20 protein-coding genes and 1 riboswitch are annotated in these 20,221 nt (G+C 72.6%); of the genes, 13 read left to right on the top strand and 7 right to left on the bottom strand.

Annotated features, from left to right (window positions below):
* Nucleotides 1-4 precede the first annotated feature (4 nt).
* From trmB to OHA86_RS22385, 3 genes are all read left to right on the top strand, one after another.
* Complete coding sequence (trmB, locus tag OHA86_RS22395; protein WP_329177915.1) at nt 5-799, top strand: tRNA (guanosine(46)-N7)-methyltransferase TrmB; 795 nt, start codon at nt 5-7, stop codon at nt 797-799.
* A gap of 108 nt (nt 800-907) precedes the next feature.
* Entirely contained in the window at nt 908-2,272 is a 1,365-nt protein-coding gene (locus tag OHA86_RS22390) for a PrsW family intramembrane metalloprotease (protein ID WP_329177914.1), read from the top strand.
* A 195-nt stretch (nt 2,273-2,467) separates the two neighbouring features.
* A complete protein-coding gene (locus tag OHA86_RS22385; RefSeq protein ID WP_329182505.1) occupies nt 2,468-5,608 on the top strand; it encodes a DUF3427 domain-containing protein in 3,141 nt (1,046 codons plus the stop codon).
* A gap of 10 nt (nt 5,609-5,618) precedes the next feature.
* Here OHA86_RS22385 and OHA86_RS22380 read toward each other — a convergent pair whose 3' ends face one another.
* Entirely contained in the window at nt 5,619-5,966 is a 348-nt protein-coding gene (locus OHA86_RS22380; protein WP_329177913.1) for a hypothetical protein, read from the bottom strand.
* 2 nt (nt 5,967-5,968) lie between these two features.
* Nucleotides 5,969-6,514 (bottom strand): ATP-binding protein, encoded by a 546-nt coding sequence (locus OHA86_RS22375; protein WP_329182697.1) that lies wholly within the window; start codon nt 6,512-6,514, stop codon nt 5,969-5,971.
* Here OHA86_RS22375 and OHA86_RS22370 point away from each other — a divergent pair.
* The 5 genes from OHA86_RS22370 (at nt 6,455) to OHA86_RS22350 (ending at nt 10,250) form a co-directional block, all read left to right on the top strand.
* Nucleotides 6,455-6,850 carry a DUF5753 domain-containing protein gene (locus OHA86_RS22370; RefSeq protein WP_329177911.1) on the top strand — a complete coding sequence of 132 codons (396 nt, stop codon included), beginning with the start codon at nt 6,455-6,457 and terminating at the stop codon, nt 6,848-6,850. The genes OHA86_RS22375 and OHA86_RS22370 overlap by 60 nt on opposite strands.
* Nucleotides 6,850-7,059 carry a DUF397 domain-containing protein gene (locus OHA86_RS22365; protein WP_329177909.1) on the top strand — a complete coding sequence of 70 codons (210 nt, stop codon included), beginning with the start codon at nt 6,850-6,852 and terminating at the stop codon, nt 7,057-7,059. Before OHA86_RS22370 ends, OHA86_RS22365 begins: the two co-directional genes overlap by 1 nt.
* A 399-nt stretch (nt 7,060-7,458) precedes the next feature.
* Complete coding sequence (locus tag OHA86_RS22360; protein WP_329177908.1) at nt 7,459-8,181, top strand: LuxR C-terminal-related transcriptional regulator; 723 nt, start codon at nt 7,459-7,461, stop codon at nt 8,179-8,181.
* 60 nt (nt 8,182-8,241) lie between these two features.
* Nucleotides 8,242-9,189, top strand: coding sequence for an MmyB family transcriptional regulator (locus OHA86_RS22355; protein WP_329182504.1), 948 nt, complete (start codon nt 8,242-8,244; stop codon nt 9,187-9,189).
* Nucleotides 9,186-10,250 carry an MBL fold metallo-hydrolase gene (locus tag OHA86_RS22350; RefSeq protein ID WP_329177906.1) on the top strand — a complete coding sequence of 355 codons (1,065 nt, stop codon included), beginning with the start codon at nt 9,186-9,188 and terminating at the stop codon, nt 10,248-10,250. Before OHA86_RS22355 ends, OHA86_RS22350 begins: the two co-directional genes overlap by 4 nt.
* Before the next feature lie 261 nt (nt 10,251-10,511).
* On the opposite strand, the gene OHA86_RS22345 is transcribed toward OHA86_RS22350, so the two are convergent.
* Nucleotides 10,512-11,666 carry a M23 family metallopeptidase gene (locus OHA86_RS22345; protein WP_329177905.1) on the bottom strand — a complete coding sequence of 385 codons (1,155 nt, stop codon included), beginning with the start codon at nt 11,664-11,666 and terminating at the stop codon, nt 10,512-10,514.
* Nucleotides 11,667-11,678: 12 nt separating this feature from the next.
* A riboswitch (cyclic di-AMP (ydaO/yuaA leader) is annotated at nt 11,679-11,837 on the bottom strand.
* 521 nt (nt 11,838-12,358) lie between these two features.
* Between OHA86_RS22345 and OHA86_RS22340 the strand changes: the two genes are divergently transcribed.
* The gene (locus tag OHA86_RS22340; protein WP_329177904.1) at nt 12,359-13,000 is read left to right on the top strand and encodes an N-acetylmuramoyl-L-alanine amidase; all 642 of its coding nucleotides are present in this window, start codon (nt 12,359-12,361) and stop codon (nt 12,998-13,000) included.
* A gap of 42 nt (nt 13,001-13,042) precedes the next feature.
* Here the strand turns inward: OHA86_RS22340 and OHA86_RS22335 are convergent, their stop codons facing one another.
* Nucleotides 13,043-13,690, bottom strand: coding sequence for a DUF4240 domain-containing protein (locus tag OHA86_RS22335; RefSeq protein WP_329177903.1), 648 nt, complete (start codon nt 13,688-13,690; stop codon nt 13,043-13,045).
* Nucleotides 13,691-14,688: 998 nt separating this feature from the next.
* Nucleotides 14,689-15,021 (bottom strand): hypothetical protein, encoded by a 333-nt coding sequence (locus OHA86_RS22330; protein ID WP_329177902.1) that lies wholly within the window; start codon nt 15,019-15,021, stop codon nt 14,689-14,691.
* Nucleotides 15,022-15,406: 385 nt separating this feature from the next.
* On the opposite strand from OHA86_RS22330, the gene OHA86_RS22325 reads away from it, so the two are divergent.
* Nucleotides 15,407-17,419, top strand: coding sequence for a protein kinase domain-containing protein (locus OHA86_RS22325; protein ID WP_329177901.1), 2,013 nt, complete (start codon nt 15,407-15,409; stop codon nt 17,417-17,419).
* A 74-nt stretch (nt 17,420-17,493) separates the two neighbouring features.
* Here OHA86_RS22325 and OHA86_RS22320 read toward each other — a convergent pair whose 3' ends face one another.
* Nucleotides 17,494-17,706, bottom strand: coding sequence for a DUF4287 domain-containing protein (locus tag OHA86_RS22320; protein WP_329177900.1), 213 nt, complete (start codon nt 17,704-17,706; stop codon nt 17,494-17,496).
* Between the two features lie 64 nt (nt 17,707-17,770).
* On the bottom strand, nt 17,771-18,172 hold the full coding sequence (locus OHA86_RS22315) for a hypothetical protein (protein ID WP_329177898.1): 402 nt from the start codon (nt 18,170-18,172) through the stop codon (nt 17,771-17,773).
* A 192-nt stretch (nt 18,173-18,364) separates the two neighbouring features.
* Here OHA86_RS22315 and OHA86_RS22310 point away from each other — a divergent pair, with 192 nt between their 5' ends.
* From OHA86_RS22310 to OHA86_RS36130, 3 genes are all read left to right on the top strand, one after another.
* Entirely contained in the window at nt 18,365-18,607 is a 243-nt protein-coding gene (locus tag OHA86_RS22310) for a hypothetical protein (RefSeq protein WP_329177896.1), read from the top strand.
* 237 nt (nt 18,608-18,844) lie between these two features.
* Nucleotides 18,845-19,516 carry a DUF4232 domain-containing protein gene (locus OHA86_RS22305; protein ID WP_329177894.1) on the top strand — a complete coding sequence of 224 codons (672 nt, stop codon included), beginning with the start codon at nt 18,845-18,847 and terminating at the stop codon, nt 19,514-19,516.
* 113 nt (nt 19,517-19,629) lie between these two features.
* Nucleotides 19,630-20,196: a hypothetical protein gene (locus OHA86_RS36130; RefSeq protein WP_443071821.1), complete on the top strand. Its 567-nt coding sequence runs from the start codon at nt 19,630-19,632 to the stop codon at nt 20,194-20,196.
* The last annotated feature ends 25 nt before the right edge of the window (nt 20,197-20,221 follow it).

The raw sequence follows: 20,221 nt of genomic DNA, 5'->3' as shown, positions 1-20,221 counted from the left end.
CACTGTGTCCACGTCACCCCTCACCCCCACCGCGCCTGCCGCCCTGCCCGGCGCCCGTTTCCCCGACGGTCCCGCCGCCGACCCGGCCGGTTCGCGCGGTGAGCACCGCATCCGCTCCTTCCACGCCCGGCGCGGCCGCGTCACACAGGCGCAGGCCGCCGCGATCGACCGGCACTGGGACACATGGGGCGTCGAGCTGGACGGCAGCCCGCTGGACCTGGCGGCGCTCTTCGGCCAGGCCGCCGGGGACGGCGGGTCCGGGGCGCCCGCCATGCCCGTCGTGCTGGAGATCGGCTTCGGGATGGGCGACGCGACCGCGGACATGGCCGCCGCGGACCCGGCCACCGGCATCCTCGCCGTCGACGTGCACACCCCGGGCCAGGGCAATCTGCTCGCCCTCGCCGACCGGGCCGGCCTGGCCAACGTCCGGGTGGCCAACGGCGACGCCGTCGTCCTGCTGCGCGACATGCTGCCGCCCGCGTCGCTGTCCGGCCTGCGGGTGTATTTCCCCGATCCGTGGCCCAAGGCCAAGCACCACAAGCGGCGGCTGATCCAGCCGTCCTTCCTGGCCCTGGTCGTGCCGCTGCTGCGGCCAGGCGCGGTCGTGCACTGCGCGACGGACTGGGAGCCGTACGCCGAGCAGATGCTGGACGTGCTGAGCGCGGCGCCGGAGCTGGCCAACGTCCACCCGGTGGAAGGTTTCGCCCCGCGGCCCGGCTTCCGGCCGATGACGAAGTTCGAGCGGCAGGGCCTCGCCAAGGGGCATGTGGTGCGGGACCTGCTGTTCACCCGGGTCTGACGCCCGGCCCGTACGCGCCGGCCCGCGCGCCCCGGGGCGGGGGGCAGCACACGCATCCGCTGTCCCACACCCTCGCGTGGCAGGCCGGTCGCCCCGTACTGTCGACAGGTGGCCACGTACTCGTCCTCGCCCGACTCCCCTTCCGACGGCCATCCCGACGGCCGGCTGTCCGACGAGCGGATGTACGTACCGGCGGCCCCCGTCTCCTGGCACTACGCCCCGCGGCGGCCGTTCTGGGAGAGCCGGGCGGTGCGCACCGGTGCGCTGTTCACCGCGCTCGCGGTGTGCGGGGTCGTCATCCTGGCGGTGGTGCGGCAGCACATAGGGACCGAGCCGTTCCTGGTCGGTATGGCGCTCGCGGTGCTGCCGGTGCCGCTGCTGCTGTGGGCCTTCCTGTGGCTCGACCGGGTCGCGCCCAGCCCCTGGCAGAACGTCGTGTTCGCCTTCTCCTGGGGCGCGTGCGCCGCCACCCTCGTCGCGCTCTTCGCCAACGAGTACGGCGCCAAGCTCCTCGCGACGACGCTGTCCGCGACCCCGACCCAGTCCGACCGGTGGGGTGCGACCTTCGTGGCGCCGCTCGTCGAGGAGACCGCCAAGGGCGCCGCGATCCTGCTGCTCTTCCTCTTCCGGCGCCGGCACATCGAGTCGCTGCTCGACGGCATCGTGCTCAGCGGCCTGGTCGCCACCGGCTTCGCCTTCACCGAGAACATCCTCTACCTCGGCTCCGCGTTCGGCGAGGACAAGGCGGTGGGCGCCGGCGTCCTGGACTCCACCACCGCGGCGACCTTCTTCGTCCGGGTGCTCATGACGCCCTTCGCGCACCCGCTCTTCACGTCCATGACCGGCCTGGGTTTCGCCATCGCCGCCACCAGCCGGCAGGACCGCCCGTGGCGCTGGCTCGCGCCGGTGGGCGGCTGGCTGCTCGCGATGGTCCTGCACGGCGCGTGGAACGGCTCCTCGCAGCTGTCGCCTGTCGGCTTCCTGACGGTCTACGTCGCCGTGATGATCCCGGTCTTCGGCCTCGTCGTCTGGCTCGCCTTCTGGGCCCGCGCGGGCGAGTTGCGCACGATACGCACCCACCTGGCCGTCTACGCCGCCGCGGGCTGGCTGAACCCGCGCGAACCCGTCGCGCTGGCGTCCATGCGGACCCGCGCCGACGCCCGGGACGCGGCACGCCGCCGGCACGGTGACGCGGGCGCCCGCGCGGTCCGCGACTACGCCGGGTACGCGACCCACCTGGCCTTCCTGCGCGGCGCCGCGACGAAGGGCGTGGCGCCGCCCGACTTCACCGCCCGCGAGTCCGAACTCCTCCACCACCTCTGGCACGACCGCCCCCTGGCCCAGCCCGCCCTCCTCCACGCCACCCCACCCCCCTGGCCTCCCCCCACCCCCTTCCCGGGCCCCCGCCCCTACTGGCCGCAGTACGCGTACACGCCGTCCGCGTACGGACAGCCGGGGCCGAAGCACTCGTAGCGACCGGGCCGCTCGTCCGTGTCGTGGCTCTGGGCAAGGACACCGTCGCGGCGCTGAACGCCATTGCCGCGATGGCCGCCCGCAGCCTCAAGCTCTTCGCCCGCCGCGACCCGTACGGGCGGTTGTCGGCGCCTGCTGTTACACATGAGGCCGGACCTGTTGCGGCTCAGGGGGATGGTTTCGGTGGCGGACGTCATGCGCAACGACGGGCTCGGTGCGCCGGTGGCCGGGATCTACGAAGAGCTGATCACCCGGCGGTTGGCCGAGCGAATGCAGGAACTCGACGCCGCAGGGCTGCTGGCGATCGACGAGCGGGTGGGCACGGAGTCCTCGCCACACGTGCTCGCTCGGCATATCGGCGCCACCGTCCGACGTGTGTTGCAGGACCTCCCGCCGGCCGAGCAAGTGGCCGCGGCGAACCACATCCTCACCTCCGTCGGCACCTTGCGGGGCGCCGCAGAGTGGATCAGCATGGTGGCGGACGGGCCGCGCCAGCTGATGGCGATCGCGGAGCAGAAGGCTCCGGGCGTGTACGAGATCCACCGCCCGGTGACACCGCTGTCCGAGACCGCGCTGATCACCAATTCGCCGGAAGACCCCAACCTGGGCTTCGAGTTGCGCGCCGAGCTGGCCACCGCCGACAGCATCGACCTGCTGTGCGCCTTCGTGAAGTGGCACGGCCTGCGCGTACTTGAGCAGCCGCTCAGGGCCGCGCGCGAACGGGGCGCCAGGATCAGGGTCATCACCACGACGTACATCGGTGCCACCGAGCGTCGCGCCCTCGACCGCCTGGTGCAGGACTTCGGCGCCGAGGTAAAGGTCAACTACGAGACGCGGTCGACCCGCCTCCACGCGAAGGCCTGGCTCTTCCGCCGCAAGACGGGGTACGACACGGCATACGTCGGCAGTTCGAACCTGTCCAGGGCCGCGCTGCTGGACGGTCTTGAGTGGAACGTACGGCTGTCGTCCGTGGCCACCCCCGCGGTGATGCGGAAGTTCGAGGCGACCTTCGACTCGTACTGGAGTGAACCGGCCTTCGAGTCGTACGACCCGGCACGTGATGGCGACCGCCTGTCCGAGGCGCTCACCGCGGCCGGTGGCGGCGCGGCCGGCGGTCGCTCCACATTGACGCTCTCAGGACTCGACGTACGCCCGTATCCGTACCAGCGGGACATGTTGGAGCGCCTGGAGGTCGAGCGGACGGTGCACGACCGGCACCGCAATCTGCTGGTCGCGGCGACCGGTACGGGAAAGACGGTCATGGCCGCCCTGGACTATCGCGCGCTTCGGCAGAAACTCGGCCGGGACCTGCGGTTGCTGTTCGTGGCGCACCGCCGGGAGATCCTGGAGCAGTCGCTGCGCGCATACCAGGAGGTGATCGGGGACGCGAACTTCGGCGAGGCCCTGCACTCCGGCGACATCCCGGCGAGTTGGGCGTATGTCTTCGCCAGCGTCCAGTCGCTCAACGCAGAGCGCCTGCAACAGCTCGACCCCGAGCACTTCGACGTCGTCGTGATCGATGAGTTCCACCATGCCACGGCGAAGACCTACCGCAGGATCATCGAGCACTTCGCACCGACCGAACTCCTCGGCCTCACCGCCACACCGGAACGGATGGAGGGCCCCAGCGTCCAAGACGAGTTCTTCGACGGCAGAATCGCCGCCGAGATGCGGCTCTGGGAAGCACTGGAGAACGACCTCCTCAGCCCCTTCCACTACTTCGGTATCACCGACACCACGGACCTGACCGGAATCACGTGGCGGCGTAGCTCGCAGGGGTACGACACGACGGAATTGAGCAACCTCTTCACCGCCGACACCGCGCGTGCCCGGCTCGTCCTGCGAGCCGTCAACGACAAGATCGCCGATCCTGGCTCGATGCGGGCACTCGGCTTCTGCGTGTCCGTCGCGCACGCCCGCCACATGGCAGCGTGCTTCCAGGAGGCAGGCCTGGCAGCTGTCGCCTTGTCCGGCGAAACGCCCAAGGAGGAACGCCGGGCGGCACTGGCCCGCCTGGCCTCTGGCGAACTCCAGGTGGTCTTCTCGGTCGACCTGCTCAACGAGGGGTTGGACATCCCCGACGTCGACACCCTGCTCCTGCTGCGTCCGACGTCCAGCGCGACGGTCTTCCTCCAGCAACTGGGTCGCGGGCTTCGCAGGAGTGAGGGCAAGGCGGTGCTGACCGTCCTGGACTTCATCGGGCAGCACCGCGCCGACTTCCGCTTCGAGGAGCAGTTCGGCGCCCTCACCGACCTGCGCAGGAACCGCCTCGCGGCAAGCGTGGAGCAGGACTTCCCGCAACTGCCGTCGGGCTGCCAGATCATCCTCGAACGCAAGGCGAAGGAACGGATCCTCAAGAACATCCGCGACCGGATCGGCATCAATGCGCCGCAGTTGGCGCAGGAGATCGCCCGATACGCCCGGCCACTCCTCGCCGACTACCTGCACGAGAGCGGCCGCGACATCAAGCAGATCTATCGCGGCGGCAACTCCTGGACGGCGCTCCTGCGCCGCGCAGGCCTGCTCCCGGGCAACGCACCAGATGGTGAGGACAAGCTCCTCCGGAGGACGCCCGCCTTCCACCACGTCGACGACCCGGTACGGATCGACGCTTACACCCGCCTGCTTGCCGACGACGCCCCGGAGTACGACGCCCTCGACCCACGACTCCAGGCGTACGCCCGAATGCTGGTCTTCTCGCTCTGGCCGAGCGGTGCCTCCTTCTCCGGGTACGGGGCGGCTCTGCGCTCGCTAGCGACGCAACACGCGTTCCGTGACGAGGCCCGGCAGATCCTCGCGTACAACCTCGCGCACACCCAGCACGTCCCCGTACCCCTGCTCGGCGACCACTCGGGGCTTCCGCTGACCGTGCACGGCTCCTACAACCGCGAGGAGATCCTGACCGCACTCGGGCAGACCGCAATCGGCGGCTACGGACCCGACAAGTTCCGGGAGGGCGTCAGGTGGTGCCCGAACATCGCGACCGACGCTCTGCTCGTCACCCTGGAGAAGGACGCGAAGGACTTCTCCCCACAGACCCGCTACCGCGACTACGCGATGAGCGAGACGCGATTCCACTGGGAGAGTCAGAACGCGACATCCGACACCTCACCGACCGGCATCCGCTACCGCACCCACGCCGACCGCGGCACACATGTCCTGCTGTTCGTCCGCCGCTTCAAGCACACCGACATCGGCGGTCCGCAGCCGTGGATGCTGCTCGGCCCCGCACAGTTCGTCGAACACCGGGGCAGCAAACCGATGGGCATCGTCTGGGACCTCCACCACCGCATGCCGGCCGACGTCTGGACGTACTCCGCCATCGCGGCCGGCTGACTGCGCAGGGCTACCTGGGCATACCATGGGCCACTCGTACCTGGTCGGCGATCCCGGCAAGCCGCATTAGGACGTCCCGGACGGCCCTGACTCCCAGCACTCCGGGTGCGGGCCGCAGCTCGCGCCACCGCATCGGCGCCGCGTGGGCGAGCACTCCTGGGCGGAGCTCCACCGATACGAGGAGGAGGTCGCGGTCGTCCTCGTCCAGGAGTTGGAAGACGTCCACGTCGGTCAGGACGCCGACGGCCCGGGCACCGATGAGGAGGGCGTCAAGGACCGACGAGTCCGCCCAGCAGTGGGACGCGTCGAACGCTTCGTACATCTCGGCGTGAACGGCGGCAATTTGCGTCTCCTCCACGCTCACCGGACGGCGCCGGTTGGTTCGGCGTCCGACGGTACCGCCGCACCCGGCCAGGCGGGATCAAGGGTCTCGCCGACCTCCGCCTCGAAGTGCGTCTGAGCCTGGTCCAGGACGGTGTCCGGGTCACGGCCGTTGGCAGCAAGCCAGTGGAGGAGGTCGGTGATCAGGGCGACGGCCACCGTGTCCGCGGCATTGCGGGTGGCGGAGATACGAGCCCTGGGGGTGCGCGGGTCGCGGTCGTAGCCCTCGATGACCTTCGCGGCACGGTCAATGCGGTGGCCCCAACGCTGCTGGTCGGCGCGGGTGACGGTGAACTCGCAGCAGACCGCCTTGCCCCTGGGCGTCGGGGTCGAGATCCAGCTGCCGGAGACGGCGGTGACAAGGGCGAGCCCGCGGCCAGTCTCCTCGTCCGACGCGGGTGCCTCGCGGGACGGCAGGCTACGGCTCGTGTCGTGCAACTCGACTCGTAGCTGATCGCCGTCCGGATGGAGCGACAGGCCCTGCTCACTCGCCCACAGTCGCCGGACCTGTGGGCGGTCGTACACGAGAGCGTGCTACGGCACACCGTCGGAAATAGTCACGTGATGCAGGCGCAGCTCGAACGCATACTGGAATCGTCCGCCTTGGCGAACGTCACCGTGCAAGTCCTGCCCTTCGACGCTGGGAGCTATCCGGCCACTGGGCCGTTCACGGTACTGGGCTTCCCCGAACAGGAGGATCCAGATGTGGTCTACCGAGACGGGGTGACCGACGCTGTCTATCTTGAACGCCCCGAGGACATCGGGCAGTACACCAGGGCGTTCGACAACCTACGGGCGCTCTCACTGAGCCCGCAGAGATCTATCGACCTGATCGAAGCCACGATCCGAGGACTTACCTGATGAAGGACCGCTCGCGCGGCACATGGCACAAGAGCAGCTACAGCAACGGCGGCGGGGGTAACTGCGTCGAGGTCGCTCACACATCGGAGCCCATACGCGTCAGGGACTCCAAGGACCCCGGGGGGCCTGAACTGGAGTTCTCCGGTGGGGCGTGGGACGCGTTCGTGCGGGAGGTGCAGCGGGGCGGAACCGTGTTCGGGGGAGAGTGAACCGCGGACAGGGTGTCGGTCGGCCGTCGACAGAGGCCGGCGCAACGGAGCGAGGACCGGAGGGTCAGATTGGCATATGCCGCCGGAATGGCCATAGCGACTCCGGGGGCCGGCCCGGGCGGGGCGCCGGTGGGGGCGACCTGGGGGGTGGTGGGGGATGTCGGGGTTTGGGGTGGTTGATTTCCTCGACGGATTCGACCTGGAAAAACGTGTGACGTGGCTGTAACACTCTGTATCTGACGGGTCGACAGCAATGCACGGGGGCTCGTACGCACCCGGCGGTGGCGACCGGCCGCCCGGTGGACGCCGATGCGAGCGAGGAGGACCGGGGCAGTGCAGCCAGATGCGAGGGCCGGGCGGATGCCGGGCGCGGGATGGTTCAGCCGGGTGCCTGGTGCCGTGTTCGAGGCAGGGGCCGAGGCGGGGGCCGGGGCGGCAGGGGTCGCAGCGCGGGTGGCCGTGGAGAAGTACCCGCTGCCGCAGCAGCACGCTCAGGTGCTGCGCGAACTGACCGCCGGCGTGGAGGAGTCCGCCGACGCCATGCGGCAGGGCGACGGTACGGGCGAGGGCGGGCTCGAGGTGGCGCTCGCGCTGGACGCCGCGATGGCCCGGCGCGGGGTGCGGGTACGGGCGGTGTACCCGCGGGCGCTGCTGGCGGTGCCGCAGCACGCCGCCCACCTGCGGCAGGCCTCGGACGCCGGCGTGAGCGTACGCGTTCTCGACCACGTGCCGCACGACCTGATGGTCTTCGACCGGCAGACGGTCTGCCTGACGGCCGAGTCGGCGGCGGACTCCGAGGGCGGCGCCGCGCCGCTCGTGCGGGTCAAAGGGCCCTTGCTGGCCGCCTCCTTCGCGGCGATCTACGAGTCGTACTGGCAGCGGGCCACTCCGCTGTCGCGTACGTCGGCGGGGCCGCACCACGTCCAACTCGGCGCGCGGGAGAAGGCGGTGATCCGGTTGATGACCAACGGCTACAGCGATGACAGGATCGCCAGGAAGCTGGGCATCACGACCCCGGACGTGCAGTCGGTGATGGCCGCGCTGATGGAACGGCTGCACGCCGGCAGTCGTTTCGAGGCCGGGTACAAGCTCGCCCGCGAGGTCGATCCGCGGGACTTGTGAACGAGTGCGACCCTCGAAATACACGGGCCGGTGGCGGCCCGGGAGGGAGCCGTGAGCGGTATGCGCGACCGCGAGGCCATGCAGACCCTGCTCGCCCGGGCCCGGGCGCGGGTCGATCCCGGGGAATTCGGGCTCGCCCCGCGCGGCGATCCGCGGGGCCGCAAGGTCGCGGGGCTCACGCACGACCACATGACGCGGCTGCTGGGCTGGCCCGACCACAAGTACGGCTATGTCGAGCGCGGCCGGCTCGCCGTCATCGAGACCGAGCTGCTCGAACCCATCGCGCGGATACTGCACTTGTCCGACCACGAGTGGGAGGCGCTGGTCCTCTACGCGACCGGGCTGCCGCCCGCCTACCGGCTCGACCCGCAGCTGGGTCGGGCGGTACCGAGGGCCTGGGAGCAAGTGCTGCGCGGCTCACGCGAGATGGCGTACGTCAGCGACGCCGCCTGGGACATGGTCGCGTACAACTCCGCCTTCACCCGGGTCTTCCAGCGGCGCGAGGTCCCGGGCAACGTCATGCGCTGGATGCTGCTGGCCCCCGAGGCCCGCGTCACCCTCGGGGACTGGGAGAACAGCTGGCTGCCGCTGCTCGTACCGCAGTTACGGGCGGCCGTCGTCGCCAACCCGCACAACAGGACGCTGGCGCAGTTGCAGGCGGACGCCGGGCGCGACCCGGTGGTGGCGCGCTCCCTGAACGAGCCGACGGGCGAGTACATCGGGCCGCGGGCGGAGAACGCCCTGCCGCTGATCCACGCCGAACTCGGGCCGGGATGGGCCACGTTGTGTGCGGCGGGACCCTTCGGGGTGCCGAGCGGGCGGCTGATGTTCGTCCTGTTCGACCAGGGCGAGCGGCCGCGCCCCGGACCCGCCATCTCGGCGCCGGCGACCGAGGCGGTGGACCCGGTGCGACCCGGACAGCCCGAGCCGCGAGAACGGCCCGGGCCGCCAGGTGAGACCGCCAGTACGTCCGTGCGGCCCGCCGGGCAGCACAATGAGTCACCATGAACTTCCCTCTGCCGCAGGCCCTGCGGTCGCTGACACCGAACGTCCACGCTTGGCTCCCGGACGGCCACGCGACCTGGGGCATGGCCAACTGCGTCGTCGTGACGGGACGACACGCGGGATCCGGCGCCGCACTCCTGGTCGACACCCCGTACACCGCCGACATGACCCGCCACCTCCAGCAGCTCATCGCGGCCCTCGGCGAGGGCAAGGGCACAAGCGAAGGCAAAAGGGATGACGACGACGGCTCAGCAGCGCGGCCCGACATCCGTACGGTCGTCAACACGCACGGTAACGGCGACCACTCGTACAGCAACGGCCTTTTCCCCGGCGCCGAGATCATCGCCACCGACGCCAACGGCGAGCACCTGTGCGCCGAGCCCTCGCCCGCCGCGCTGGCCGGGCTGATCGCCGGGAGCGACCCGGACACCGCCTTCGGGGCGTACGTGAAGCGGCACTTCGGCCGCTACGGCGACTTCGGCGGCGTGCCCGTCGTCCGCCCGAACCGCACCTTCAGCGGCGAACTCGACCTGGATGTCGACGGGGTGGCGGTGCGGCTGATCGAGGTGGGGCCCGCGCACACCGCGGGCGACCTGATCGTGCACCTGCCGGAGGAGGGCGTCGTCTGCGCGGGCGATGTCCTCTTCAACGAGGACCATCCGGTGCACTGGGCGGGGCCGTTGGAGGCGGTGCACCGCGCCTGCGTGCGCATCCTGGACTGCGCTCCGCGGGTCGTGGTGCCGGGGCACGGCCCGGTGATGACCCCCGCGGATGTCCGCCGCTACGCCGACTACGTGTGGGACTTGCGGGCCGCCGTCCACCGCGGGCACGCGGCGGGCCGCCCGCTGCCGGTGCTCGCGGCCGAGCTGATCGCCGAAGACCCCTACCCGCACTGGGGCCTGCCCGAGCGGATGGCCGTACTCGCCGCGATCGAATACCGCGCACTGGACGGCGTCACCGAACGCCCCGACCTGGTGGGCCTGCTGGCCTTCGCGGCCGGTTTCGCGCACGACCGGGTGAGCGGTACGGCGGCCGGGAGCGTACCGGCCCGCAGCAGCGGCTGAGCAACCACGCCCGAGCGGCAGCCGCCGGCAGCGGCTGAGCAACCACGCCCGAGCGGCAGCCGCCGGCAGCGCCTGAGCAACCGCGCGCGAGCGGCTGCCGCATGGGGACGATATGCCGACGACCCCGGCGTCGGGGGGGGTGTACGCCGGGGCCGCCGGCTGTTCTTGGGGCGGCGGGCCGCAGGGCCTGCGGGTGACCGATTCGGCGGACGTGCGCGGCCACGCGCACGTCCGAACGCACCGGCGTCGAGGGGCGGCGCCTCAGACGGCGACGTCGTGGCCGTACAGCCACGGCACCGGGTCGACCGGCGCGCCGCCGCCCGGCCGTACTTCGAGGTGCAGATGCGGCCCGGGAACATTGCCGGTCGCGCCGACCCGGCCGATCGTGTCGCCCGTGGTGACCTCACCGGACGTGGCGACCATCGTCGAGAGGTGGCAGTACCACAGCTCGGTGCCGTCATCGAGGCGCAGGACCACCCGGTAGCCGTACGAGCCCGCCCAGCCGGCCGAGGTGACCGTGCCGCTGTGGACGGCGTGCACCGGGGTGCCGGTGGGGGCGGCGAAGTCCTGGCCGGTGTGGGTGGCCCACATGTTGCCGGACTCGCCGAAGGCGGCGGTGAGGGTGTAGGACGCCACCGGCTTGACGTAGGAGGCGGCGAGTTGGGCGAGCCGGTCGGCCTCGGCCTTCGCGGCGGCCTCGGCGGCGGCCCTGGCCTTCGCCTCGGCCTCCGCCTTCGCGGCGGCGGCCTGCTCGCGCACCTTGCGGGCCGCGGCTTCCTTCGCCGCCTGCTCGGCGGCGAGCTTCTCGGCCGCCTCGCGCTCGACGCGGGCGGCGGCCTCGCGCTGCCGGGTGACCTGCTCGATGATCCGGGTGCGGAGGGCTTCGCCGGGGTCGGCGGGAGCGGCGGCGGGCGGGGCCGCGTCCTCGTCGCCCGCGGGGTCCCGGCCGGCGTCGGTCGCGTGAACGACGGCGGAGGGGTCGTACGAGGGGGTGCCGACCGCGACGTCGGGCTGCGCGGCCGCGATGGCCGGCGCCGGGAGGACGTCGAGGGCGTCGGGGAAGGCGGGCGTGTCGGGCAGCGATATCGGGGGCGCGGTGGCGGGTGCCTCGGCCGCCGCCGCCACTCCGCCGGCGCCGACCGCGGCCATTGCCGCGATGCCGATCATGGTGGACCCGACGGCGGCACCGCGGGCCGGCAGCCCGGCGCGCTGCCGCGGGAGGCGGAGCTGGCTGCGCAGGCCCGCGGCCTCGGAGCCGTAGTCGAACTCGCCGTCGGAGCCGGAACCGGAGTCGGAGGCGGCGGGGCCGTCGGACGGGCCGCCGACCGGCACGGACTCGTCCCGCTCCCCGAAGGGCCACTCCCCGGTCGGTTCTGCTACCGGGGCAGGAGCGTAGGCAGGCTGGTTGGACGCCACGGGGGCGCACTCCTTTCCTTCCTTCTCGCCTACCGGGTTAGCTGACGGGTTCGGAGCAGGAAGGTCTCCTACGGGCCTGACGGCTGCCCGATTCACCCCATTGGACCCCTCCCGCGGTAGCGGAAGGGCGGGTCCCCGGTTCCCGCGGACGGGATTCGGCAAGCGCACGGTGCCGCCTGTCGGCGGCGGTGACGACCGCGCTGCGTTATCGAACGTTAATAGAGCCGGAGAGGTTTTCCAAGCCGAATCGGAGAGTTGGGGGTGGGAACCAATCGGACAGGGTGTATGTAGAGCATATGAACCGGACACGCGGCGTGGCCTGACGGTGATGTGAGCGTGTGTCAGTCGTTATCGGAGCGGTCGGCATGACTACGGGCGGTGAGTCGGTGACGGCAGGGCGCAATGGCGTACGAGTCCCGGCCGGTACGGGCGTGCGCGGGCGCACAGGCGGGGGCGCGAGGCGGAGTGCGCTCCGCCGTGCGGATGAACGCGCGGACACGGACGGCCGCACGGGCGGGCAGGCCGGGGTGCGCGCGGAGATATCCGCGGGACCGGCGACAGGGGTGCCAGTGGTCTGGACCTGTGCCAATTCGCGAACCGCTTGGCATGCCATGGGCGCGGGCCGCACGATGGGCGGGCCCCACGTTCTTGTCATGCACCCGTCCCCACCATGACGCCTCAGGGAGCCTTCGATGGAACGCCCCAACTCCGCCGTGCCCAGTCGCCGTTCGCTGCTGCGCGGCGGGCTCGGACTCGGTGCCGCCGCCACCGGGGGCCTGGCCGCCGGCCTCCGGCCCACCGGCACCGCCCAGGCCGCCACCGCGTCCGGCAGCCCCCGCGCCGCGGCGGTCGACTACCCGTCAGCCACCTGGGCCCCGGCCAGCACCGCCAACTACACCGCGGCCAACCGCCCGACCACCTATCCGGTGCAGCTGGTGATCATCCACGTCACCCAGGAGACCTTCACCGACACGATCTCGCTCTTCCAGAACCCGGCACACGCCGCCGCGGCACATTACGTCGTCCGGTCCGCCGACGGCGCCATCGACCAGTGCGTCCGCGAGCACGACGTCGCCTGGCACGCGGGCAACTGGGACTACAACACCCGCAGCATCGGCATCGAGCACGAGGGCTGGGTGGACCAGCCGGCCTACTTCACCACGGCGCTGTACCACTCCTCGGCGGCACTGACCGCGGCGATCTGCGACAAGTACGGCATCCCCAAGGACCGCAACCACATCCTCGGCCACTCCCAGGTACCCGGCACCGACCACACCGACCCGGGTCCGAACTGGGACTGGGTGCGGTACATCCGGCTGGTCAACGGGGTCTGACGCCGGCCTGGTCCCGGCCCGCTCCCCCGCGGGCCGGCGCGGTCAGCGCGGCTCGCGGCCCCCGTCGGGGCCGTCCAGCGGGAACATGACGCTGAGCCGGGGCAGCCGCCTGGCCGCCTCCTCCTCGTCGCGGGCCGTCCAGCGGCGCCCTGCCGGGTCACGGCCGCCGGAGGGCGCGGGGGACCAGGTACGCCCCGGGACGTCGGCAGCGGCGCCCTGGGAGGCCCGTACGGCGGCGTAGAAGGCGTCGCCGAAGTCCTCGGCGGGGCCGGTCGCCAACTCGTACGCCTCAAGCCCGAGCGTGTCCAGGGCCGGCCAGCCGGGGCGGTCCTCGGCGGACCAGCCGGCCCGGGGGCGGCCGGCCAGCCGGGAGACCTCGGGCGCGTAGGCGAGGACGTCGGGGTCGTTCACCGCGGCCTCGAAGACGGCCCGGCCCAGCCCGATCAACCAGTACTGGAAGGCGCGGAATGCGTCGTTGGAACACCAGCCGCCGAAGATGCGGTCGGCCGCCCCCCACAGATTCCAGGTGAAGGCTTCTTCGGTCGCACGGTCGAGGCGGACCTGAAAGCCCACGATCGCTTCGGCGGGCAGTCGCGCGAGCGCTTGGCGCAGCCAGGCATCCCGCTTGTCACCGCCGATTCCCTGCCGCCGGGAGTCCTCAAGGAGGGTCCAGAAGGAGTCGGTGTCCATACTCGCTGACTATGCCAGGGGCGCCTGACCACTCCAATTCCGCAGCCCGAAAAGCTCAGTTGCTGGACAGCGGCGGAAGGGGCGCCCGGGCGGGTACGGCAGCGGTGCCGCACCCGCCGCCCATGGCGCACCCGCCGACCCGTCCGCGATGCGGTGCCACTTGTGGCACACCTGTCCCACTCGTCGCATTCGCACTGCCTGACGGCGCCCACCGCCGCCCCGACCCGGCCGCCTGGCGCTCCCTCGGCCAGCGGTCCGGGGCAGCCGCCGAAACGCAGGAGCGGTCATTGGTGCCGCCACACAGCGCAATGGGGCGCGTATTTTCGCCGCGCACAGGGGCAGGGATCGCGGGTTCAGCGATTCGCTCGGCGAGCGTACGCGGTCGGAAAGTCGTTGCGGAATAAATGACTTTCCGTACGGTCACGAAAGCGTATGGCGCGCTGCTTTCGGCGCGCTGTGCATTTCGCCCGTACGGGCGAGCCAGAGGCTTTTCCCGGCTGCTTTGCGGCGCTGCGCGAAGCCCGGGTCGGCGCCCCGCGCGCACCGGGACGACGGTGGGGACATACGTGCTCCGGCACACCTTTGCTTTCCGCGCGGCCCCCTGCGGAGTGGACCGGGCGGCCCATCGCGGTGGACCCGGGGGCGGGTTGGTACGCCGCCGAGCGCGCCGCGGGCCGGTACGTGACGGACGCCGGTGGCCGACGTGGCCGCTGTGGCGTCGAGTTGCCGTCGTCGTGCCCGCCGTCGCAGCCCCGGCGCTCCGCTTCCGCCCGGTCGGCAGTACCCTCTTGATCCTCACGGCTCCTCCTCTCCGGCCCCTGGGCATTTCCCGGGCCCTGCTGACGTCTTGGACGCCCAGCCCTCTCGTGGGGGAAGGCCGAACGGACGCCGTGAGCCCCGGCAGATCCGCTCGGCTGCCGGTGGAACCCGTTAACGGAACCGGGCGTCGAGGGGCTGCGGACCGCGGCCCCTCCTCAAGGGGCAGCGCGAGGGGCGGATCAGGTGCACGACGACCACGACGGCACGGGAATACCCGGCGAGGACAAGACCAAGGCGGCAGCCGCGCAGGCGGCCGCGTCGCGTAGGACCGCGGCCCGGACCGCGAAGTCCGCGCAGGCGCCGGCGAACGGCACGCCGGAGGCCCAGCCGACCGGCACGGAGACCGCGGCCAAGTCGGCGCCGAGGGCGCGGAAGAGCCCCGCGCCGAAGGCGACGCCGCCCGCGGCGGCCCCGGCACAGCCCTCGGCCGCGCAGCCGACGGCGGCCCCGAAGGGGCGGAAGACGTCCGCGGCGAAGCCCGCGGCGGCGGGTACAGCCGCGGTTGCGGCCAAAGGTGCGGGTGCGGCTGCTGCCGCAGGCACTCGCGCGGCTACGGGTACGGGTCCCGCCAAGTCCGCAGGCACAGGCCCGACAGCGGGCACGGACGCAGCGGCGGCGGGCACGACCGCCAACACGGGTACGGCCACGAGCGCAGCCCCAGGCGCGGCTACGGGTACGGGTCCCGCCAAGTCCGCAGGCACAGGCCCGACCGCCAACACGGGTACGGCCACGAGTACAGCCCCAGGCGCGGCTACAGCTGCAAGCACCGGCGCGGTTGCGGGCGCGGGCGCGGCCAAGACCGCGGCCACCGGCACCGGCCCGGAAGCAGGCGCGAGTACGGACACGGCTGCGGACGCGGCCACAACTGCCGCCAACGGCAGGACCACCGGCGCAGGCGTGACCAAGGCCGCCGGCACAGGCACAGGCGCCGCTCCCGCTGCGAACGCAGGCGCGGCCAAAACTGCGGCCAAGGGCACGACGGCAGCCGCGGCCGCCAAGGGCGCCGGTGCGGCCAAGACCGCGGGTACGCGTACGGGCCCGGGCGCGGCTGCGAGCACAGGCACCGCAGCCGCAGCCGCAGCCGCCAAACCTGCGGCCAAGCGCACCGCCGCCGCCGGCGCCAAGCCCGCGACCGCCGCACAAGGCCAGCGGAAGAAGGCCGCCCCGGCAAAGGCCGTCCCCGCCAAGCGCTCCGCCGCACCGCAGAAGGCCGCGGCAGCCAAGGCGCGGCCCGCGAAGGCGGGGGCGGGCGCGACACCCGCCGCCCCCGCCAAGGCGGCACCGCCCGCTCCCCCCGCGGGCGGCCCGTGGCAGGCGCCCGGGTACGCGCACGACGAGAATGCGGGCGCCGCCGGCCAGGGCAACGCGGTGCGGGCGCGGCACGAGGCCAGCGGCACACCGGTCGCGATCACGTACCTGCCGGGCGCGCTGGCCGGGGACCCGGTCTTCCGGGAGGAGTTCCGCGGCGAGGCCGAAGCACTCCGCGGGGCCGGCTCGCCCTACGTGGCGCAGCTGTACGCGTACGTCGAGGACGGACCGCACGCGGCGGTCGTACGGGAGCCGGTCGACGGCGTCGGCCTGGACGCGCTGCTCACCGACAAGGGGCTGCCGGCCGGGCCCGAGGCGGCGCTCGCGGTCCTCAAGGGTTCGCTGCTCGGCCTCGCCGCCGTCCACGAGGCCGGCGTCCTCCACCGCGGCTACCGGCCCGCGAACGTCCTGCTCACCGCCGAGGGCCACGTCAAGCTCATCGACGTCGGCCTGGCAGAGCGCGCCACCTCCGCGGCACCCACGCCCCCCGAGGCACCCTCGGCGCCCACGCCCCCCGAGGCCCCAGCGACGCCCGCGCCCCAGGCAACCCCCGCGCCCCCGGCGACCGCGCCGACCACGCCGACCACGCCGACCCCGGCCTCCGACATCCACGCGGCGACAGCCGCCTTCCACCAGAGCCTCACCGGCGCGGCGGACGTACCCGCCCCCGAGCCCGTACAGCCACTGCTCGACAAGGGATTGGCCGAGGACCCGGCCCAACAGCCCCAGAGCGCGTCGGACTTCGCGGCCGAGGTGGAGACGGTCGCCGTCGCGGCCTACGGCGAGGACTGGGAGCAGCGCGGGCAGCACGGACTGGCGCTGCTCGTCGGCCGGTTGCTGGCGCCACCCGCCACGGTCCTGCCGGCCGCCGCCCCGCCGGCTCCACCGGCTCCGCCCGCACCGCCCGTGCAACCCACCCCCGCGGGACGCCGTTTCGGCGGGCGGGCCAAGGTCCTCGCCGTCATCGCGGCGGTCGTGATCGTCGCGGGTGCGGTCACCGTCACCGCCGTGGCGACCGGCAACGACAAGGGCGACACCGCCGCCGCGGTGAAGCCCGCCCCGACGGCCACCGCTGCGCCCACCTCGGCCCCGGCTCCGGCCCCCACCACGCCCTCCGCGTCGGCCAGCCCGACGGCCAGCCCCTCGGCAACGGAGGCGCCCGCCGCCCCGACCCCGACCGCCTCGCACTCCCCGACCAGCCGCCCGACCACGACCCCCAGCACCTCCGCGTCGCCCACCGCCTCGGCCGACCCCACGAAGCCAGCCGGTCCTGCGGCGGGACCGCACGTCTCCTCCGTCTCCGTCTCGGGCAGCTGCGATGCCGGCGCCGGTAAGGCGACCGCGACGGTGTCCGTGCAGTACGACGGCACCGCGGCGGGCACCCTGCACCTCAAATGGTGGCATAACGCCACGGGCACGCCCCAGGGCGCGGGCAAGGTGACCCCGGTGAGCGCGAAATTCCCCAAGGGCGCGGTGAGTTACACCTACACCTCGACCATCACCTTCGACTCCGATCCAAGCCACCCCTACGTCGGAGTGACCGTCTCCACCGACCCGGCAGCCGCCTCCGGCAACCGCACGTCCACCGTCGTCTGCCACTGACCAGCAGCGGCAACCGGCCCCGCCCGGGCGACGAAGTGCCGTCGCCCGGGCGGGGTTTCGCGCAGGGGCGCGGCTCAGGCCGCGGCGTCCTGCGCGCGGGTGTGCGCGACCAGCGCGTTGGCGTGGCCGTGGCCGAGTCCGTACTCGGAGGTGAGCCAGCCGACGAGTTCCCCGTGCCGGGTCAGCGGGGAGGCGCGGATCAGGCCCTGCCACTCCGCGATCGGGCGGCCGTACTTCTTCTCGATCGAGGGGAAGTAGCTTGCGGGGCCGCTCTTTTCTGTGGTCATCCCGGTCTCCTCCGGCTGCGCGTTCTGGTCCGTCGCAGAGATGGACCGGCCGGAGGCGGGAAAGTCATCGGTCCTGCGGCGGCGAAGCGAGCGCGGTCGCGGGGGACGCGTCGGCGGGGTCGGCCCGGGGCTTCTCGGGGATCGGCGGGGCCGGCGGCGCGGCGCGCGGGTCGGGCTGGCGGCAGGGGGCCTTCCACCGGCCCTCCTCCTGGGACCAGTCGCCGTCCCGGGCGAAGCCGCACTGGCCTAGGGTGCGGTCGATGTCGGCCGGGGGAAAGCCGTCGTCCGCGCTCCGGGGGGTGACGGTGACCACGAGGGCGTCCACCTCGCCGCGGTCGGGGTGGTTGTCCAGGCTCTGCACGGTCAGGTGCCACTTCTCGCCGTCGCGGACCGCCTCCGCCCGGTAGGGCGCGCTCGGCAGCGCGCCGTCGCTCTCGGCCGTACCGCCTGCTTCGGTCTCCGCCACGGATACCCCTTCCTCGTCCCGTCCGCCTTCCCCGCGTGCGCCCCGGGAATCCGCCCGGCCGGTCCGCGCAGCCCCATCCGCGCACCCCCGTCCGCGCCGCCGTGTGCCTGTCCTGCCGGTTCGCGGGCAGACGTGTCTGTTACGGCGGCCGCCGCGGCGACCGCGACCGAGCCGAGGCGAAGGAGCGGACGGATGAGCGGGGTACGAGTGACCACCACGGCCGAGGTCGCGATGGAGCTGGGCACCTACGGCGCCGAGCGGCAGGAGGAGATCCACGAGGCGCTCGACCGGCTGGCGGACGCGTCCGCGATCGGGGTCGGCGCGCCAGACGGCGTCGGCCTGCGGGCCGAGGTGATGCCGGGCATGTACGCGCACTGGGTCCTGCTGGAGGCGCCGCGGCTGGCCATCGTGTGGCAGGTCGTCGTCGCCGACTGACGGGCGTGCGGCCGTACGGGCGTACGGGCATACGGGCGTACGGCCGCACAAGCGCACAAGCGCAGGCACACCGGTGTACGGCCGTATGCCCGTCGATGGCACGGGGGAAACGAATGTGCGCAGGGGTCGGATGTTCTGTCCCTGAGCGGTAACGCGCACCCTCAAGGGCGCGCGGCACAGGCAGGATGGCGTGCGGCGCCCCGGCGTCACTGCGAGCACACTGGAGAGAGGAACACCATGAGCATCAGGAACACCAGCCGCGGGATACCGGCGGTCCTGCTCCTCACCGCCGGATTCGCGCTGGCCGCGTGCGGCCCCTCCGACGACTCCTCCGGCCCGGCGGCCGTGTCCTCGCCGACCCCGTCGTCGTCCACGCCGCCCGCCTCCTCGACGGCCGCGCCACCGTCCGGGCCTGCCACGAGCACGACCGGCGACACCCCGGCGGCCACCAAGCCCAGCACCGCGAACGGCGCCGCCGGCTCGACGGTGGCGGGCTGCGCCACCAGCCGCCTGAAGATCACCACCGCGGACCAGAACAGCGGCGCCGGCAGCACCATGTTCGAGCTGGTCTTCCAGAACACCGGCAGCGCCCCCTGCACCCTGCACGGCTACCCGGGCGTCTCCTTCGTGACGTCCGACAACGCCCAGCTCGGCAAGGCCGCCGCCAGGACCGGCGGCGCGACTCCCGTCGTCACCCTGATCCCCAACGCCCACGCGTACGTCGACGTGCGCACGGTCAACGGCGTGGGCGGCTACGACCCGGCCGCCTGCAAGCTCACCAAGGTGCCGGCCCTGCGCATCTATCCGCCGAACCAGAAGCAGTCCGTCAACATCGCGTGGAATCAGGAGGAGTGCGTCGGCCCCACCATCCAGAACCTCCAGGTGGGTCCGGCCCACAGCAACCGCTGACCCCGCCCGGGCCGCGGCCATCCCCGCCATCGCCCCACGCTCGAACGGCAGTTGCGGATACGGTGTGAATTGCGCACCTGTGCGGGATCGTCGGGGTGGCACCAGGGGGGCGAATGGCCGACGGCTCGGTGCTCGCGAATCTGCATTTCGGGCGCGAGGACGCCGAACGAGACGTGACGGAAGGGCTGTTGCCACGCGGCGGGTTTCCGCCCAATGCCGCGTACCGCGCGGCGGTGACCGGCCGCAAAATGCTGATCATCGGGCGGAAGGGCTCCGGCAAGAGCGCCGTCTGCATGCAGCTGATGGCCGACAGCGCCTACACGTCGGGCAAGATCCTGGTCACCCCGGACGAGACCGCCGGTGAGGAGATCCGGCGGTTCGAATTGCAGGGGCTGCCGGGGGACTCGGCCAAGGCCCTGATCTGGCGTTCACCGTCCACGACTGGGGCGAGATACTGGTCAGGGGCCTGCCCACGCTCTACCTCGTCATGGAACGCGTACGCCTTCGGCCTGTTCCGGCGACATGTACGGCGGCGAGTCCGATACCGCGCCGGTGGCGGTGAGCGCGTGGATGGTCATGGTGTCGCCGATGAATTTCGCGATGCCGAAGTCCAGGACCTTGGCCGTTCCCTCCGGCAGCCGGGTGCCCGGTCGATCAGCAGGGTGATCAGGGCGTCGTGAACAGCGGCGGCGTCCGCGGGACGGT

It is taken from the genome of Streptomyces sp. NBC_01477 (assembly GCF_036227245.1).
Taxonomy (GTDB): domain Bacteria; phylum Actinomycetota; class Actinomycetes; order Streptomycetales; family Streptomycetaceae; genus Actinacidiphila.
This window is presented reverse-complemented; position numbering and strand designations above follow the sequence as displayed.

Excerpts from the sequence above, each read along its gene's own strand:
- OHA86_RS22340 (WP_329177904.1), top strand. The coding sequence starts at position 12,359 with ATGGAACGCCCCAACTCCGCCGTGCCCAGTCGCCGTTCGCTGCTGCGC.
- OHA86_RS22365 (WP_329177909.1), top strand. The coding sequence starts at position 6,850 with ATGAAGGACCGCTCGCGCGGCACATGGCACAAGAGCAGCTACAGCAAC.
- OHA86_RS22355 (WP_329182504.1), top strand. The coding sequence starts at position 8,242 with ATGCGCGACCGCGAGGCCATGCAGACCCTGCTCGCCCGGGCCCGGGCG.
- OHA86_RS22310 (WP_329177896.1), top strand. The coding sequence starts at position 18,365 with ATGAGCGGGGTACGAGTGACCACCACGGCCGAGGTCGCGATGGAGCTG.
- OHA86_RS22385 (WP_329182505.1), top strand. The coding sequence starts at position 2,468 with ATGCGCAACGACGGGCTCGGTGCGCCGGTGGCCGGGATCTACGAAGAG.
- OHA86_RS22320 (WP_329177900.1), bottom strand. The coding sequence starts at position 17,706 with ATGACCACAGAAAAGAGCGGCCCCGCAAGCTACTTCCCCTCGATCGAG.
- OHA86_RS22370 (WP_329177911.1), top strand. The coding sequence starts at position 6,455 with ATGGAGCGACAGGCCCTGCTCACTCGCCCACAGTCGCCGGACCTGTGG.
- OHA86_RS36130 (WP_443071821.1), top strand. The coding sequence starts at position 19,630 with ATGGCCGACGGCTCGGTGCTCGCGAATCTGCATTTCGGGCGCGAGGAC.
- OHA86_RS22350 (WP_329177906.1), top strand. The coding sequence starts at position 9,186 with ATGAACTTCCCTCTGCCGCAGGCCCTGCGGTCGCTGACACCGAACGTC.
- OHA86_RS22305 (WP_329177894.1), top strand. The coding sequence starts at position 18,845 with ATGAGCATCAGGAACACCAGCCGCGGGATACCGGCGGTCCTGCTCCTC.
- OHA86_RS22335 (WP_329177903.1), bottom strand. The coding sequence starts at position 13,690 with ATGGACACCGACTCCTTCTGGACCCTCCTTGAGGACTCCCGGCGGCAG.